The organism is Paenarthrobacter sp. AMU7, assembly GCF_041200195.1.
Lineage (GTDB): Bacteria > Actinomycetota > Actinomycetes > Actinomycetales > Micrococcaceae > Arthrobacter.
Map to the genome: position 1 here is coordinate 3,965,785 of NZ_CP165735.1, position 15,804 is coordinate 3,981,588.

Genomic DNA, 15,804 nt, shown 5'->3' on the forward strand with positions numbered 1-15,804 from the left:
TCATAATGCAACCATGTGACCTTATGGCAGAATGGTTTCATGTTGCAACCAAGTGAAGGTGGATGGACGGACCCTGAATGCCCCATCGCCAGAGCCGTGGACCTGGTGGGCGACAAATGGACCCTGCTCATCATTCGTGACTCGCTGGACGGAAAACGGCGCTTCACCGAATTCGAGAGATCACTGGGCGTGGCTAAGAACATCCTTTCGGACCGGCTCCGCCTCTTGGTGGAGAGAGGCATCCTGACCAGGATTCCCAACGAACGAGGCACCCGAAGCGAATACGAGCTGACGGATGCGGGGCGCGATCTGTTCACCCTGGTCCTCAGCCTCCGGCAATGGGGCGAGCGCAACGCCTTCACCCAGGGAGAGGAACATTCGGTCCTCATCGATCCCGTCTCGGGTCAGCCCGTCCCGGAGCTGCGGCCAACCAGTGAGGGCGGCAAAATGCTTGGCCCGGAGCAGACGCTGCTGGTCAAAGTGGGCCAACCGCTTCCTCACAACGCGACGTAAACGCGACGTAGCGTAACCCTGTCCGCACGGCACTCCCAGGAACCTCCGGGCAGCAACTGCTAAGGTTGCTCACCAATACTGAGGCCGCCACGGATAGGGGACATGAGTGACGACTGAAGGAAAAGAGGCGCCGGAGCAAGGCGTCCGCGGCGAAGTAAGCCAGGACAGGTTCATCGCCGGGCAGGACCTGACCAACTGGAAATCCCCCGCGGGCCGGACACTTGCCCGAGGCGCCGAAAAGGCCACGTCACTGCTGGGGCCCTACGCCGCGCTCATCATCACCTTAATAGTGGGGCTCGCTGCAGCCCTCTCGCTGGCCCTGGTCTTCGGCGAAGTCTACGAGTCCGTGACGGAAGCCGACGGTGTTGCAGGGTTGGACGATCCCGTCCTGGCCGCAGCAAAGAGCATCCGCTCTCCCGCCTTGGACTCAGCCGCCACCGCCTATACGAATATTGGCGGCACCGTGGGCATGCCCATTCTTGCCGTTGGCATCATGATCTTCCTGGCCACCAAGCGGCGATCATGGACACCGGTCATCCTGATGCTTGCTGCCGGGCTGGGCTCACTGGTCATCACCATCTTGGGCAAGCCGATCTTCGGCCGCGCCCGCCCCGACATCGCGGACGCCATTCCTCCCTACGAGCATTCCGCATCCTTCCCCAGCGGCCATTCACTGAACTCCATCGTGATTGCCGGCATCGTGGCCTACCTGATCATCCTGCGGCTCAAGACCTTGCGGGCACGGGTCGTCACCATACTTGTGGCCGGGGTCTTTGCCTTCACCATGGGCCTTAGCCGCGTCTACCTTGGCCACCACTGGCTGACAGATGTGCTGGCAGCCTGGGCTATCGGCGTGGCATGGTTGGCCTTGGTAATCACCGCCCATCGCCTGTACCTGACAGTGCGGACACGGCGCCACAGGACGGTAGTCTCTTGACACCGGGCCGATCACTCGGCTTAACTGAATTACGTATGCTGAAATAACAGTTCCATGATGCGGAAGCTTGAAGCAAAGGCTTCCTCTTGCACCAGCAGGAGTTCCGCATAGCCCACACCATGGATGCCAGCATTTGCACGAGGATGTCACAAGCATGGAGCTTGCAGAATTCAACAGTGTTGACCGGGACGAGGCCATCAGGATCCTGACCCCCTGCCTGGATATCAGCCGCTGGGTGGAGGCCATCGCTGACGCGCGGCCCTTCGCCACCGTCGACGAACTGCTGGGCCACGCCCAGCGCGCCGCCGAACCGTTCACCACCGCCGAGGTGGAGTCAGCCATGGCACACCACCCCCGCATCGGCGAACGCCCCAAGGCCCAGACCACCGAGGCCGCAATGTCGCGTTCGGAACAGGCCGGAGTGGATCCTGGAGACAGTCACACCACTACCGCCCTGGCTGAGGGCAACCGCGCCTACGAGGAAAAGTTCGGCCGGGTCTTCCTGATCCGTGCCGCCGGCCGCAGCGCCCAGGAGATCCTCAGCACCCTTCAGGAACGCATCACCCACACCCCCGAAGAAGAAGACACAATTGTGGCTGGACAGCTGCGGGAGATCGCATTGTTGCGCCTCTCCGGCTTGGTCAGCGAAGGAGTCAACGCATGAGCGTTTCACAAGTAACCACCCACATCCTGGACACAGGTTCCGGCCGCCCGGCGGCGGGTGTCGCCGTCGTACTTTATGTCCGTGAAGGTGACAACTGGACCCTGGTGGCGAAGGGTGAAACCGACGCCGACGGGCGCATCAAGACCCTCGGACCGGAGCGGATTCCGGGCGGCGCTTACCGGCTGAATTTCGCCACCGGCGCCTACTACGAGCGCCTCGGCACTGAGACGTTCTTCCCTGAAGTGGACCTGAACTTCACAGTTTCCGACGCCGGCGAGCACTATCACGTGCCGCTCCTGCTGAGCCCGTTCGCATTCTCGACGTACCGCGGCAGCTGACCCATTCCCGCCGAGTTCCAGTTAATGCCAATGTTCTTCAAGGACATTGGCATTAACTGTCGAATCGGCAGGGAACGGTACGCTTGAAGGCATGGCTTCAGAGGACACTACCCCCAACTCCGCCCGCCGCGAGATCACGGTCCGCCGGGCACCCAAGTTTGTACCCTTCATGATTTTGGGAGCAGTGGTTGGTGCAATCGTGGCCGCCATCATCGCGTACGGCCGCCAAGCCGACCCCGCTTTCGACGCCGGCACAGTGTTCGGCTTCTTCCTCATCGTTTGCGCGGGCGGCGGCGTCATCCTCTTCTCCATCCTTGCCCTGATCCTGGACCGCATCAGCGTCAAGCGCTCACAGCGAGCCGTGGTTGAGCCCGTTCCGGATTCGGTTCCGGACGAAGGACCAGAGAACGACGACGTCCGCTAAGTCGGGCGCCCGGCCCGCCTCTTCGGAGGGGAGCCAAATGTGAGACACACCGCATTTTCGACGGAACACCCCTGTTCTGCGCCCAATCAAAGGGTCACATAGGCTGCGGGGGAACGTACCACGGCCACAACATGAGACAATCGACCAGTGGCACGTGGCGACGGAAAACTTTCTCATGATCTTCTCCCCGGCGAAAAAGGCCCTCAGGACGCTTGTGGCGTCTTTGGGGTTTGGGCTCCCGGTGAAGAAGTAGCAAAACTCACCTATTACGGGCTGTATGCGCTGCAGCACCGCGGACAAGAATCGGCTGGTATAGCTACCAGTGACGGCAAGCGCATTAATGTCTATAAGGACATGGGCCTTGTGTCCCAGGTCTTCGATGAGACAACCCTGAACACCCTTACCGGGCACTTGGCTGTTGGCCACTGCCGGTACTCCACCACCGGTGCAAGCCACTGGGCCAACGCGCAGCCAACCCTCGGTGCGACAGCAACCGGCACGGTTGCCTTGGCCCACAATGGCAACCTGACCAACACCGCTGAGCTCCGGGAAATGATCCTTGAGCGCAACGACGGCCAGCTGACCGGTGAAATGAAGCAGGGCAACACCTCGGACACCGCGCTGGTGACCGCGCTCCTTGAGGGCGAAGAGGGCAAGACCCTGGAGCAGACTGCGCTGGAGCTGCTGCCCAAGATCAAAGGCGGCTTCTGCTTCGTCTTCATGGACGAAGGAACCCTCTACGCAGCCCGCGATACCTACGGCATCCGTCCGCTGTGTCTCGGCCGCCTGGACCGCGGCTGGGTTGTCGCTTCTGAGCAGGCAGGCCTGGCCACTGTTGGTGCGAGCTTTATCCGCGAGATCGAGCCGGGCGAGTTCATTGCCATCGACGAGGACGGCGTCCGTTCGCAGCGCTTCGCCGAGGCAACCCCTGCCGGCTGCGTCTTCGAGTACGTCTACCTCGCCCGTCCGGACGCTGCCATCGCCGGCCGCTCCGTGTACGAGGCACGCGTTGAGATGGGCCGCCAGTTGGCCCGCGAAAACACGCACGAGGCCGACCTCGTCATTCCCGTTCCCGAGTCCGGTACCCCCGCAGCTGTTGGGTACGCCGAACAATCCGGAATCCCCTTTGCCCATGGCTTCGTCAAGAACGCCTACGTGGGCCGCACGTTCATCCAGCCGTCGCAGACCCTGCGCCAGCTGGGTATCCGGCTCAAGCTCAATGCCCTGGAATCCGTGATCCGCGGAAAGCGCATTGTGGTGGTGGACGATTCCATCGTTCGCGGCAACACCCAGCGCGCCATCGTCCGGATGCTCCGGGAAGCCGGTGCCGCCGCGGTGCACGTCAAGATTTCTTCCCCTCCTGTCCAGTGGCCCTGCTTCTACGGCATCGACTTCGCGTCCCGTGCGGAACTGATCGCCAACGGCGCCACCATAGAGGAGATCTCCCAGGCCATCGGCGCTGACTCGCTGGCCTACATCTCCGAGGACGGCATGATCGGCGCTACCCAGCAGCCGCGCGAACGCCTCTGCACGGCCTGTTTCACCGGCAAGTACCCCATCGAGCTGCCGCACGCGGACAAGCTGGGCAAGAACCTGCTGGAACGCACCGACCTGGGCGGCCTGGAACCAGCTGCCCAGTCCGAGTCTGTGGACGATTCCGAGGATCCGGCCGACAAGCCGGGCGCCACGGGTTGCGATCCCGGACCCGACGCCGAATTCGAGAACCTGCTGACCGACGCTGATCGTTTGACCGACGCCGACAAGAAAGAGTCTGTATGAGCTCCGCAACCCCCGCCGCTGGAAGCACCCCGAACACAACAGGCATCACCTACGCTTCTGCTGGTGTCGACGTTGAAGCGGGCGACCGCGCAGTCGAACTCATGAAGGGCGCCATCAAGGCGACACACAACTCTTCGGTGATTGGCGGCGTCGGCGGTTTCGCTGGCCTGTACGACGTCTCCAAACTGCTCACCTACAAGAAGCCGCTGCTGGCCACGTCCACTGACGGTGTTGGCACCAAGGTAGCCATCGCGCAGGCCATGGACATCCACGACACCATCGGTTTCGACCTGGTGGGCATGGTGGTGGACGACATCGTCGTTGTAGGTGCTGAGCCGCTCTACATGACCGACTACATCGCGTGCGGCAAGGTTGTTCCGGAGCGGATCGCAGACATTGTCCGCGGTATTGCTGCTGCCTGCTCCGTTGCCGGCACCGCCCTGGTGGGTGGCGAAACCGCTGAGCACCCGGGCCTCCTGGGTGAGCACGAGTACGACGTCGCAGGTGCCGCAACCGGCATCGTCGAGGCCGACGCCCTCCTCGGCCCGGACCGTGTCCGCGCCGGCGACGTCGTGATCGGTATGGCCTCCTCGGGCCTGCACTCCAACGGCTACTCACTGGTCCGCCGCGTCATCAACCACGCCGGTTGGGCCCTGGACCGCCAGGTTTCCGAGCTCGGGCGCACCCTGGGCGAAGAACTCCTGGAGCCGACCCGCGTTTACGCAGCTGACTGCCTCGACCTTGCCCGCACCTTCCCCGTTACGGGCGGCGCGGCAGTCCACGGCTTCAGCCACGTCACCGGTGGTGGCCTGGCCGCCAACCTGGCCCGCGTCCTCCCGCAGGGCCTCGTGGCCACGGTTGACCGCAACACCTGGGAACTCCCGGCCATCTTCAAGCTGGTCTCCGAGCTCGGCAACGTGCCGTTGGCCGACCTGGAGCGCACGCTGAACCTCGGCGTGGGCATGGTTGCCATTGTTTCCGCCGAAGCAGCAGACGCTGCAGTGGCCCGCCTCAATGACCGCGGCCTTCCGTCCTGGGTCATGGGCACCGTCTCGGCTGACAGCGACTCGATCGACAAGACCGGCCCGGACTACGTCCAGGGCGCCAAGGGCGTCGACGGCGGCGCTGTCCGTTTGGTGAACGCGTACGCCTAAGCGATATATCGCCTCTTAGAGAGAGCGGCCGGGCAGTCTTGGACTACCCGGCCGCTCTCTTGCTCTTCCTAGACCTGGATCAGGCTCAGGATTCCGCCCTGCGGATCCTGGATGGTGGCCAGCGATCCCGCCTCCGGTTTGTCCTCCGGCTCAACGAGGAGCTCTCCCCCGGCTACGACTGCCGCTTCCACGGCTTTGCGCAGGTCCGCTACACCGAAGTAGATCTGCCAACCAGCCTCGTCGCCTTCATCGGCAGGAACGATTCCGGCTACTTCGTCGCCCTTGACCATCAGGGTGCTGTAGCTGCCGCCGTCGTCCTGGGGGTATTCGGTGACCTCATGACCGAAAAGCTGCTGGAAAAACGCGACGGCGGACTGCGGCTCGGGCGTCAACAGTTCAGCCCACGCCAATGCGCCGGGCTCGTTGAACACATGACTTCCCACGTGCGTTCCAGCCTGCCAAACGCCAGTGGTTCCGCCGCCGGGAGGTTCGATGAACGCCAGGACCCCCGTGTCCGCGACAGCCTCGGGACCAAACTGGAGCTTGCCACCTGCGTGAACGGCGTCGTCGGCAATTTCTTCAGTGTCCGTGGCAGCGATATAGATGTTCCACTGGCCATGGGTTCCGGCCGCCTCCTGCATGGGGTTCTGCGGTGCGATCACGGCCACCAGTTGATCCTTGACGAAGGCTTGCGCGTAGCTTCGGCCATCAGGAGTGGGAAGGTCCTTGAAGCTCCACCCGAAGACCTGGTGATAGAAATCCTTGGCCGCGGCCACGTCCCTGGTCTGAAGGTCGGCCCAGCACGGCTCACCGCTGGCGTAACGTTTCCGTGCCGTCATGATTCAAGCCCCGTCATGATGCTGAATGCTGCCCCGGCAGGATCCATGAGGACTGCCATGCGACCTACTCCCGGCACGTCGAAGGCCGGGGCTATGACGTGGCTGCCCAACTCAACGGCCTGCTCCACGGTGGCATCAATGTCCACCACGTTGAAGTAGGTCATCCAGAACGGCGACAACCCCTCAATAGGCAGCTTCAGGGCACCTGCAACCCGTCGTCCCTCCACCAGCAGGCTGGTGTACTCCTGCAGGTCACCGGCAGGTTCAGTTTCGCTGGCGCACCCTGTCACAGCCTCGTAGAACGCTACAGCTTTGGGGACGTCATGTGTTTGCAGCTCATTCCAAATCATGGTGCCCGGTTCATTGACCAGGCCTGATCCCGGGTGATTGCCTGCTTCCCAGAACCCGATCTGGGCTCCGGTGGGATCTGTGGCGAAGAACATACGCCCTGAACCGTTCGGGACGGAGTCGGGAGGGGAAAGCAGGGTTCCTCCAGCCGCTTCCACGCGCTGCGCCGCTTCATCTGCCGAGTCCACCGCCAGGTAATTTGCCCAGTAGGACGGCATCCCTTCCGGAGCATCGGGCATCTGCTGCATCATGCCCGCGACGTAGCGGCCTTTGAGCTTTGCCATGTAATAGGTCATACCGTTCCCGGCGTCCATGGCATCCAGCTCCCATCCGAAGAGGTCGCTGTAGAACTTCCTGGAAACGTCAATATCGTTGGAGGAAAGGTCCACCCAACATGGTGTCCCCTGCTTGTAGCTGTCAGCCTCCGGCATGGCGTTCCTTTCGATGCACTCGAACCTCCAGCCTACGCAAAAAAGGGCCCTCAGGGTACGCCAATGATTGGCGTGCCCTGAGGGCCCTTTTCAAAAGATATACGGCATCCTAAAATGCGCGTTGACCTTGAAGTACGACGGCGGTGCGCTACTCAGTGCCTACGGCACCTGTTGGTTGCGACAGCTATCCGATCCGGCGGGTGTCAACCTCGTCGTCGTCGTCTTCCGCGTACTTATCCTCATAAGCCGAATAGTCCGGCTCCGGGGGATCGTCGGGGAAGTGGCTCTTGACACGACTGGACGGACCCGTGAGCTCCCGCTCAAGTGCCGAATAGTCAGTGTTCGGGGAGTAGTACTTAATATCCCGAGCCTGCTTGGTAGCTTTTGCCTTTTGACGGCCGCGCCCCATGGCGTGACCCCCTTTTGTACTTGGACCGGAGGTGGTCACCTTGGCTATCGGTGAGGCCCCGGAATGTTTGGTCAATTTGTCGTATGTCTAGATTACATGCTTTCAGGAGTGCCTGCGCGCCACCACAGGCCCGCGCGATGGTTCACTCAGGCCAAAACCACGGCCAAACACCTCCCCGGAGGCCAAAAATTGGGTAGAGTCTGCCTCAATGCGGCGTCACAGCAGGAAGGCACACTCCGGAAATGAGCCAGGACAACACTCCACCGCGCGATGGTTCACCACGCGAAGGGGACAAGGATGGGGTGCCGCCCGCGCCCAAAAACCCACCGCATGCAGCTGGTGAGCAGCCACCCCGGGTCCCTGGCGATCAGCCACCCGCGGCGGGTGAGCAGCCACCCACAACCCCGTTGACGCCGCCGTCGGGACTTCAGCCGGATCCTGCACCCGAGCTCGACCCTGATTTCGTGCCCGACCCAGGTTCGCAGCCGGATCCCGCCATGCCGCCCAGCGACGGGCAAGCACCTTCTTACGAGATGCCGTATCCGGGGCAGCAGCCTTATCCGGGGCAACAGCCCGATCCGGGTCAACAACCCTATCCAGGTCAAGAGTCGCCTCCAGAACCCCACGGTGATCCAGTCAAGAGGCAAAGATTGGTCATCGGCGGGATCGTAGTGGGCGTACTCGTACTCATTGGTGTGGTGATCTGGGTACTGCTGAATCTGTTGGGAACCCGGCCCGAAGCCGCTGTCACCACCCCGAGCGCCACGGCTACCCCGGGTCCACTCCCCCGTGACGCCAACTCCAAGGACTTCCAGGTGGGCGACTGCTTCGCCGACTTTGATCCCAACGCCAGCGAGGCACGCGCCGTGGCCTGCGATACCGAACACTCGGCCCAGCTCATTGGGGTGCACGTGTACCCGGGCGACGATTCATTCCCTGGAACCAACGCCCTCCGGGACAAGGGTCGGGAGGTGTGCAAGACCGCGGTGGCCAAGCTCACCGAGGCCGCCGATAACTACGTCTTGCTTCAGCAAAACGTCTACCCGAGCACCACCAGTTGGGATCGGGGCGACCGCCGCGTCGATTGCTTCATCGTGGTGGACTCGGGCAACACCATCAAGGAAGACCTCCTGCAGAAGTAGCCCGCCGGGTGCGCTTGCATCCGGCGGGCTGCTTCAAGCGGACTTTACTTCCTGCGGACCGTAAGGCCCGTTCCTACGGGAGCGCCGCCGTCGGGGCCGGTCAGTGCCTCGAGGCCCTCAACGGTGAGCTCGTCCAGGTCGGCTGCGGTGTCCACCAGCACGGTGTCTCCGTCGCTGATTTCGCCGGCAAGGATCTCCTTGGCCAGACGGTCGCCAATCTCCCGCTGGACGAGCCGGCGAAGGGGTCGGGCACCGTAAGCGGGATCGAACCCGGACATGGCCAGCCATGCACGCGCCCCGTCCGAAACTTCCAGACTCAAGCGGCGATCCCGGAGTCGGTTGCTGAGCTCGGCCACGTGGAGTTCCACGATCCGGGCCAGTTCCTCCACAGACAGCGGATCAAAGAGCACGATCTCGTCCAGGCGGTTCAGGAACTCCGGCTTGAAGGATGCCTGCACCACAGCCATGACAGCCTCGCGCTTGGCCTTGGCGTCCATGGTGGGGTCCACCAGGAACTGGCTTCCGGAGTTGGACGTCAGCACCAGGATGGTGTTGCGGAAGTCCACGGTTCGGCCCTGACCGTCGGTGAGCCGGCCGTCGTCGAGAACCTGCAGGAGGATGTCGAAGACCTCCGGGTGGGCCTTCTCCACCTCGTCCAGCAGCACCACGGAATACGGCCTGCGCCGCACAGCCTCGGTCAGCTGGCCGCCCTCCTCATAGCCCACGTATCCGGGAGGGGCACCCACCAGGCGGGCCACCGAATGCTTCTCGCTGTACTCGGACATGTCGATCCGGATCATGGCGCGTTCGTCGTCAAAGAGGAAGTCTGCCAAAGCCTTGGCCAGCTCCGTCTTACCTACGCCGGTGGGGCCAAGGAACAGGAACGAACCCGTGGGGCGATTGGGATCGCTGATGCCTGCGCGGGCACGGCGCACAGCATCGGACACAGCCTGTACAGCCTTGCTCTGCCCGATCAGGCGCTTGCCAAGCTCCTCTTCCATGTGGAGCAGCTTCTGCGACTCACCTTGCAGCATGCGGCCGGCAGGGATCCCCGTCCAGGCAGAGATCACCTCGGCGATGTCGTCAGCAGTCACGTCTTCGGCGACCATCAACTCGGGCTTTGACTCGCTCCGGGCCGACTCCTCCTCAGCAGCGGCACTCAACTCGCGTTCCAGAGCGGGCAGCTCGCCGTAAAGGATCCGCGACGCCGATTCGAGGTCGCCCTCGCGCTGGGACTTGTCCGCGGCGGAACGCAATTCGTCGATCCTTGCCTTGAGCTCGCCCACCCGGTTGAGTCCGGCCTTCTCGGCTTCCCAGCGCGCATTCAGGGCACTGAGTTCCTCGTTCTTGTCGGCTTTGTCCGCGCGGAGCGCGGCCAGGCGTTCCACCGATGCAGGATCGGTCTCGCCTTGCAGGGCCAGCTCTTCCATGGTCAAACGATCGACGGCGCGGCGGAGCTGGTCGATCTCTTCCGGCGCGGAATCGATCTCCATGCGGAGCCGGGACGCGGCCTCATCCACGAGGTCGATGGCCTTATCAGGGAGCTGCCGGCCCGAGATGTAGCGGTTGGACAGCGTTGCCGCGGCCACCAAAGCAGAGTCGGCGATGGCTACCTTGTGGTGAGCCTCGTAACGTTCCTTCAGGCCGCGGAGAATACCGATGGTGTCCTCGACGCTGGGCTCGCCCACGTAGACCTGCTGGAAACGACGTTCCAGGGCCGGGTCCTTTTCAATGTTCTCGCGGTACTCATCCAAAGTGGTGGCACCGATGAGGCGAAGCTCGCCCCGGGCCAGCATGGGCTTGAGCATGTTGCCCGCATCCATGGCGCTTTCACCCGTTGCACCTGCACCTACCACTGTGTGGATTTCGTCGATGAACGTGACGATCTGGCCGTTGGAGTTCTTGATCTCCTCAAGCACGGCCTTCAGTCGTTCTTCGAACTCGCCGCGGTACTTTGCGCCGGCAACCATGGAGGCCAGGTCCAGCGCGATGAGCGTCTTGCCGCGCAGGCTCTCCGGGACGTCACCGGCCACCATGCGCTGGGCGAGTCCTTCAACCACGGCTGTCTTGCCCACGCCGGGTTCACCGATCAGCACGGGGTTGTTCTTGGTGCGGCGGCTCAGGACCTGAACGACGCGGCGGATCTCGCTGTCACGGCCGATGACGGGGTCCAGTTTGCCGGAGCGCGCCACGGCAGTAAGGTCGGTACCGAATTTCTCCAGCGCTTGGAAGGTGTTTTCCGGGTCCGGCGAGTTGACGTTCCTGTCCCCTCGGACACCCGGCAGGGCGGCGAGCAGCGCCTCATGGGAGGCACCGGCGTCGCGCATCAGCTTTCCGACGGCGTCACTTCCTGCCGAGAGGCCCAACAGAAGATGTTCAGTGGAGACGAAGGAGTCGCCAAGTTTGTCGGCCTCATTCTGGGCAGCCTGGATGGCCTGCATGGATTGGCGCGACAATTGTGCCTGCTGGACAGAACTGCCTGAGGACGACGGCAGCGCTTTGATAGCCGAGCTGGCCTGCACGCTCACGGCATCAGGGTCGGCACCGGTGGCTCGCAGCAGGGCCACTGCAACGCCTTCACGCTGGTCCATCAGCGCCTTCAACAGATGCGCGGGCTCAAGCTGCGGGTTGCCGGCAGTCGAGGCATTCATGGCGGCCGCAGAAAGGGCCTCCTGGCTTTTGGTGGTGAATTTGACGTCCAAAGAGTGCTCCCTTTCTGGAGTGGATCCGATGCTTTCAAAGTTGAGTCTACTACGCTCAACTTTAATTTTCAGACCACTGGGTTCCATGTTTGCCCACGGCGAAACCCGTGTCCAGACAAAACCGTGACTATGTGAATAACAGGCAGCTTCCGCACCCGTAGGCTGGGGCCATGGACACCATTTCAAGCGCGGATGAACTCGAAGAACTCATAGGCCTGCCCCTTGAACGCACGCGGAAAAAAGTGCGTACGTCGCTCAGCGATTTTGACCGCCAATGGTTGGCCGCGAGCCCCTTTTGCGTGGTGTCCACCACGGACGCCCAGGGTCGCGTTGACGCTTCTCCCAAGGGGGATCCCGCAGGATTCATCCACGTCCTGGACCACCAGACCATTGCCATCCCCGAGCGGCCCGGCAACAAGCTGGCCTTCGGTTTCCACAACATCCTGGAGAACCCCAACGTCGGCATTCTGTCCGTAGTCCCCGGCCGGACGGACACCTTGCGGATCAACGGTAAGGCGCAGATTGTCCGGGATGCCGATTTCTTCGATCACATGGTGGTCAAGGGACATCGACCCCGAGCTGCCATTGTGGTAACGGTTGACGAAGTCTTCACGCATTGCGGCAAGGCCTTCATGCGCAGCGGCTTGTGGCAGCCTGAAACCTGGGAACCGGAAGGGCTGCCCAGCATCGCGGTCCTGTCCAAGGCCTACACCCAACCGGAGACACCGCTGGAAGAGCTGGAGTCCTACTACGGACCCTCCTACGCCGAGCGGATGTACCGGGACTGAATTTCACGCCGGGTACAGCGAGACCAGCGCGGACTTGACCACGAACCTCACCTCCATGCCAGGCACCAGGCCCAGATCGGCAGAGGCGGCCGGGGTGATGTCGGCGGAAAGGACCTGCGCAGATTGCCCCGGACTTGCGCGCACCCTGATCTGGTCGCCGTGTGGTTCAAGGTCCGTGATGACCACGGGAAAGGAATTGCGCGGGCTGCCGTGCACCTCACCGGGAAAAACGGAAACGCTCGACGGCGGGAACGCTGCCACGCCTGCCTGGCCGGACTGGGGTGACCAGCCGGGATCGTGCTGGCCGGCGAAAACCCGGCCATCCGGCGTCGTAATCCTGTCCTCGCTGAGGGTGCCGGCAACGAGGTTAAGCCCTGCCAAGCCGGCTGCGAAATGGCTTCTGGGTCTTTCAAGGACCTGGCGAGTAGGGCCTTGCTCGGCGATCCTTCCGTTTTCCACCACGATGACGCGATCGGCAAGCATGTAGGCATCCAGGACGTCGTGCGTAACAATGATGGCTTTGCGGCCCTCAAGAACCCGCTTGAGCACGCGGCGCAGCAAGGGGGCAGCATGGATATCCAGCGCGGCCATGGGCTCGTCAAGGAGGAGGAGTTCCGGGTCGGCTGCCAAAGCGCGGGCCACCGCAACCCGTTGGGCCTGCCCTCCGGACAATTGGGAGGGCTTCCTGTCGGCCAGCGGCGAGGCATCAACCTCCGCCAGCCAGTGCCGGGCAGTTTCCCGCGCGTCCGCCTTCGAAGCCCCCGCACTGCGCGGCCCGAACGCCACGTTGTCCAACGCGTTCAGGTGGGGAAACAGGAGGGCTTCCTGGGCCAGTAGGGCGGTCCCCCTGAGATGCGGTGGGCTCCACAAGCGAGTGTCGCCGTCGAGGTTGAACAACGCCCGTTCGCCGTTTTTCGTTGTGCCCATCGTGGCCGCGCCGGAATCCGGCCGCAGCAGGCCGGCGATCACACCCAACAGCGTCGACTTCCCGGCCCCGTTGGGACCAAGAATGGCAACGGTCTCGCCGTCGTTGAGCCTGAGGGACATCTCGAAATTCCTGGCGCCGAGGCTGGCCTGCACTTGAAAACTCACGATTGGACCTCCACGCGCTTACTGCCCTGCCTGCGGCCGTAGCTGAGCCCCACCACGGCAACCGCCACCGCCACCAGCACCAAGGACAGTGCGACGGCGGCATCGGCGTCGGTCTCCCGCTGCAGATAGATCTCCAACGGCAACGTGCGGGTGACCCCTTCCAGGCTTCCCGCGAAGGTCAGGGTGGCTCCGAATTCACCCAAGCTGCGTGCGAAGGACAACACCGCACCGGACGCGAGCCCCGGCAGGACCAACGGGAGCGTGACCCGGCGGAGAACCGTGGTTGGCCGGGCACCGAGTGTCGCAGCGACGGCTTCGTACTTGTTTCCGGCTGACCGCAGAGCCCCCTCCAGGCTGACCACCAGGAACGGCAGGGCCACAAAAGTCTGGGCCAGGACCACCGCGGTAGTGGAAAATGCAATCTGGATTCCCGCCACCTCCAAGGACTTCCCCAGCAGGCCCTGCCGCCCAAACGTGTACAGCAGCGCGATGCCCCCGACGACGGGCGGCAGCACCAGCGGTAAGAGGACAAACGCCCTCAGCAGACGCTGACCTGGAAAGTCGCCACGCGCCAGCACCAACGCCAAAGGAACACCCAGCCCGATGCAGAGCACCGTGCTTGCGGCCGAGGTTCGCAGGCTCAGGCTCAGTGCTGCGAGCGAGGACTCGGACGTGATGAGTGGGATGAACTGCGGCCAGTTGACCTTGGCCAGCATTGCCACCAATGGCAGGACCACCAGTAATCCTCCGAGAGCGGCCACGGCATAGATCCACCGCGGGATGCCGTTGTACCCGGAGGCGTCTCGTTTCATCAGCGTTCCCGGACCACTACGGCGTGCCGAAGCCGGCGTCGCCCAAAATCTTCTTGCCGGCGTCGCCGGTGACCATGGCAATAAATGCCGCTGCCAACGCCTTGTTCTTGCTGGTGCCCACTGTGGCTATGGGGTAAGTGTTGACGGCTTGGTCTGATTCCGGGAAGGGGATGCCCTTGACCTTGCCCCCGGCCCCCTTGACGTCCGTGACGTAGACCAGGCCTGCATCGGCTTCGCCCGAGGTGACCTTGCCGAGGACATCCGTGACGGACGATTCCTCGCTGACCGGACTCAAGGTGGTTCCGCTCGCTTTCTCAACGGCGTCCGTGGCTGCCCCGCATGGCACCTGGCTCGCGCAGGTGACCACCTTGACTCCGGGTTTGGCCAAGTCGGCAAAGGAAGAGATCGACGCCGGATTGCTGGGTGGGACGGCAATCTCCAGGACGTTGGTGGCGAAGTCGGTCGCCGTACCATCCACGAGTTTGGCCTCGGCAAGCTTGGTCATGTTCTTGGTATCGGCTGAAGCGAACACGTCGGCGGGGGCGCCTTGGGTGATCTGCGTGACCAGGTCGGAGGAGCCGGCGAAACTCAGATTCACCTTGGTGCCCGGGTTCTTGGCTTCGAAGTCATCGGCCAATTGGGTGAAGGTCATTTTCAGTGATGCTGCGGCGAAGACGGTGATCTCCCCGGAGGGCTGCCCCGAGGTTGCAGCGCCGCTGGAGGCCGGACCCGCGGTCCCTGAAGCGCAGCCCGACAGACTGGCAGAAAGGACTCCTGCAAGCAGCAGCGCGCTGAGCGGCTTATGGGTGAGACTCATACGATGCTCTTTCCCTGGGGAGTTTCGATGATGACCGTGGTGGCCTTGACCACGGCGGTGGCCACCGAACCAAGTTCCAGGCCGAGCTCAGTGACGGCTTCACTGCTCATGAGTGACACCACGCGGAAAGGCCCGCATTGAAGCTCCACTTGCGCCATGACCTTGTCGGCGGTGATGCCCGTGACCAGGCCAACGAACCGGTTCCGGGCCGAGCTTCCTGTCCGCGAGGGATCGTTGGGAAGGTGTGATTGCCCGCGGGCAAGCGTTGCGAGTTCAAGTCCGTCCACTGCGAGGCGTCCGGCCGGGTCTTTCTGGGCGGTCAGCGTTCCGTTTTCCGTCCAGCGCCTTACGGTGTCGTCGCTGACACCCAGGAAGCGAGCGGCCTCCGAGATTCGTATTTGCGGCATGGAAAGAGTCTAGTTCCGCATTTGCGGATTCTGCATCAGCATTTCACCGCAAACGAAATGTGACCTCCCCAGGGCCACGGCGCCCCCTTTCCCGCGCGACGCAACCGTAAGCACTGGCGCGCGGGGCGCGAAGTGGTGCGCCGCCGTCGTCGTTCGCCGTTGTGCTCTAGCACCAAAGGACCCGCAGCCGTACCCTGTTCTAGGGAGA

17 protein-coding genes are annotated in these 15,804 nt (G+C 63.1%); 9 read left to right on the forward strand and 8 right to left on the reverse strand.

Annotation, left to right across the window (positions count from 1 at the left end):
• Nucleotides 1–39: 39 nt before the first annotated feature.
• The 7 genes from ABQM86_RS18225 (at nucleotide 40) to purM (ending at nucleotide 5,809) form a co-directional block, all read left to right on the forward strand.
• Nucleotides 40–513 carry a helix-turn-helix domain-containing protein gene (locus tag ABQM86_RS18225; RefSeq protein WP_207594976.1) on the forward strand — a complete coding sequence of 158 codons (474 nt, stop codon included), beginning with the start codon at nucleotides 40–42 and terminating at the stop codon, nucleotides 511–513.
• 106 nt (nucleotides 514–619) lie between these two features.
• Nucleotides 620–1,450 carry a phosphatase PAP2 family protein gene (locus ABQM86_RS18230; protein ID WP_337339926.1) on the forward strand — a complete coding sequence of 277 codons (831 nt, stop codon included), beginning with the start codon at nucleotides 620–622 and terminating at the stop codon, nucleotides 1,448–1,450.
• A 154-nt stretch (nucleotides 1,451–1,604) separates the two neighbouring features.
• The gene (gene uraD / locus ABQM86_RS18235) at nucleotides 1,605–2,114 is read left to right on the forward strand and encodes a 2-oxo-4-hydroxy-4-carboxy-5-ureidoimidazoline decarboxylase (protein WP_280623806.1); all 510 of its coding nucleotides are present in this window, start codon (nucleotides 1,605–1,607) and stop codon (nucleotides 2,112–2,114) included.
• Nucleotides 2,111–2,452: a hydroxyisourate hydrolase gene (gene uraH / locus ABQM86_RS18240; RefSeq protein ID WP_369745209.1), complete on the forward strand. Its 342-nt coding sequence runs from the start codon at nucleotides 2,111–2,113 to the stop codon at nucleotides 2,450–2,452. The genes uraD and uraH overlap by 4 nt, the downstream gene beginning before the upstream one ends.
• Nucleotides 2,453–2,543: 91 nt before the next feature.
• A complete protein-coding gene (locus ABQM86_RS18245; protein ID WP_207594984.1) occupies nucleotides 2,544–2,876 on the forward strand; it encodes a hypothetical protein in 333 nt (110 codons plus the stop codon).
• Nucleotides 2,877–3,023: 147 nt separating this feature from the next.
• Entirely contained in the window at nucleotides 3,024–4,655 is a 1,632-nt protein-coding gene (purF, locus tag ABQM86_RS18250; RefSeq protein ID WP_207594986.1) for an amidophosphoribosyltransferase, read from the forward strand.
• The gene (gene purM, locus ABQM86_RS18255; protein ID WP_089596294.1) at nucleotides 4,652–5,809 is read left to right on the forward strand and encodes a phosphoribosylformylglycinamidine cyclo-ligase; all 1,158 of its coding nucleotides are present in this window, start codon (nucleotides 4,652–4,654) and stop codon (nucleotides 5,807–5,809) included. The genes purF and purM overlap by 4 nt, the downstream gene beginning before the upstream one ends.
• A gap of 68 nt (nucleotides 5,810–5,877) precedes the next feature.
• On the opposite strand, the gene ABQM86_RS18260 is transcribed toward purM, so the two are convergent.
• The 3 genes from ABQM86_RS18260 to ABQM86_RS18270 all read right to left on the reverse strand — a co-directional run bounded on the left by ABQM86_RS18260 (nucleotide 5,878) and on the right by ABQM86_RS18270 (nucleotide 7,836).
• Nucleotides 5,878–6,648 (reverse strand): VOC family protein, encoded by a 771-nt coding sequence (locus ABQM86_RS18260; protein WP_369745210.1) that lies wholly within the window; start codon nucleotides 6,646–6,648, stop codon nucleotides 5,878–5,880.
• The gene (locus ABQM86_RS18265) at nucleotides 6,645–7,427 is read right to left on the reverse strand and encodes a VOC family protein (RefSeq protein WP_369745211.1); all 783 of its coding nucleotides are present in this window, start codon (nucleotides 7,425–7,427) and stop codon (nucleotides 6,645–6,647) included. Before ABQM86_RS18265 ends, ABQM86_RS18260 begins: the two co-directional genes overlap by 4 nt.
• Before the next feature lie 184 nt (nucleotides 7,428–7,611).
• Nucleotides 7,612–7,836, reverse strand: a complete 225-nt coding sequence (locus ABQM86_RS18270) for a DUF3073 domain-containing protein (RefSeq protein WP_011776148.1) — start codon at nucleotides 7,834–7,836, stop codon at nucleotides 7,612–7,614.
• A gap of 671 nt (nucleotides 7,837–8,507) precedes the next feature.
• Between ABQM86_RS18270 and ABQM86_RS18275 the strand changes: the two genes are divergently transcribed.
• Entirely contained in the window at nucleotides 8,508–8,978 is a 471-nt protein-coding gene (locus ABQM86_RS18275) for a septum formation family protein (RefSeq protein WP_337339921.1), read from the forward strand.
• A gap of 44 nt (nucleotides 8,979–9,022) precedes the next feature.
• Here ABQM86_RS18275 and clpB read toward each other — a convergent pair whose 3' ends face one another.
• Nucleotides 9,023–11,680 (reverse strand): ATP-dependent chaperone ClpB, encoded by a 2,658-nt coding sequence (gene clpB / locus ABQM86_RS18280; protein ID WP_207594994.1) that lies wholly within the window; start codon nucleotides 11,678–11,680, stop codon nucleotides 9,023–9,025.
• Nucleotides 11,681–11,850: 170 nt separating this feature from the next.
• Between clpB and ABQM86_RS18285 the strand changes: the two genes are divergently transcribed.
• A complete protein-coding gene (locus ABQM86_RS18285; protein WP_337339920.1) occupies nucleotides 11,851–12,468 on the forward strand; it encodes a pyridoxamine 5'-phosphate oxidase family protein in 618 nt (205 codons plus the stop codon).
• A gap of 3 nt (nucleotides 12,469–12,471) precedes the next feature.
• Here the strand turns inward: ABQM86_RS18285 and ABQM86_RS18290 are convergent, their stop codons facing one another.
• The 4 genes from ABQM86_RS18290 to ABQM86_RS18305 are packed head-to-tail and all read right to left on the reverse strand — an operon-like array spanning nucleotide 12,472 to nucleotide 15,596.
• On the reverse strand, nucleotides 12,472–13,560 hold the full coding sequence (locus tag ABQM86_RS18290; RefSeq protein ID WP_369745212.1) for a sulfate/molybdate ABC transporter ATP-binding protein: 1,089 nt from the start codon (nucleotides 13,558–13,560) through the stop codon (nucleotides 12,472–12,474).
• Nucleotides 13,557–14,372 carry an ABC transporter permease gene (locus ABQM86_RS18295; RefSeq protein ID WP_369745213.1) on the reverse strand — a complete coding sequence of 272 codons (816 nt, stop codon included), beginning with the start codon at nucleotides 14,370–14,372 and terminating at the stop codon, nucleotides 13,557–13,559. The genes ABQM86_RS18290 and ABQM86_RS18295 overlap by 4 nt, the downstream gene beginning before the upstream one ends.
• A gap of 16 nt (nucleotides 14,373–14,388) precedes the next feature.
• Nucleotides 14,389–15,189 carry a molybdate ABC transporter substrate-binding protein gene (gene modA, locus ABQM86_RS18300; protein WP_369745214.1) on the reverse strand — a complete coding sequence of 267 codons (801 nt, stop codon included), beginning with the start codon at nucleotides 15,187–15,189 and terminating at the stop codon, nucleotides 14,389–14,391.
• Nucleotides 15,186–15,596, reverse strand: coding sequence for a molybdopterin-binding protein (locus ABQM86_RS18305; RefSeq protein WP_280623829.1), 411 nt, complete (start codon nucleotides 15,594–15,596; stop codon nucleotides 15,186–15,188). The genes modA and ABQM86_RS18305 overlap by 4 nt, the downstream gene beginning before the upstream one ends.
• Nucleotides 15,597–15,804 lie beyond the last annotated feature (208 nt).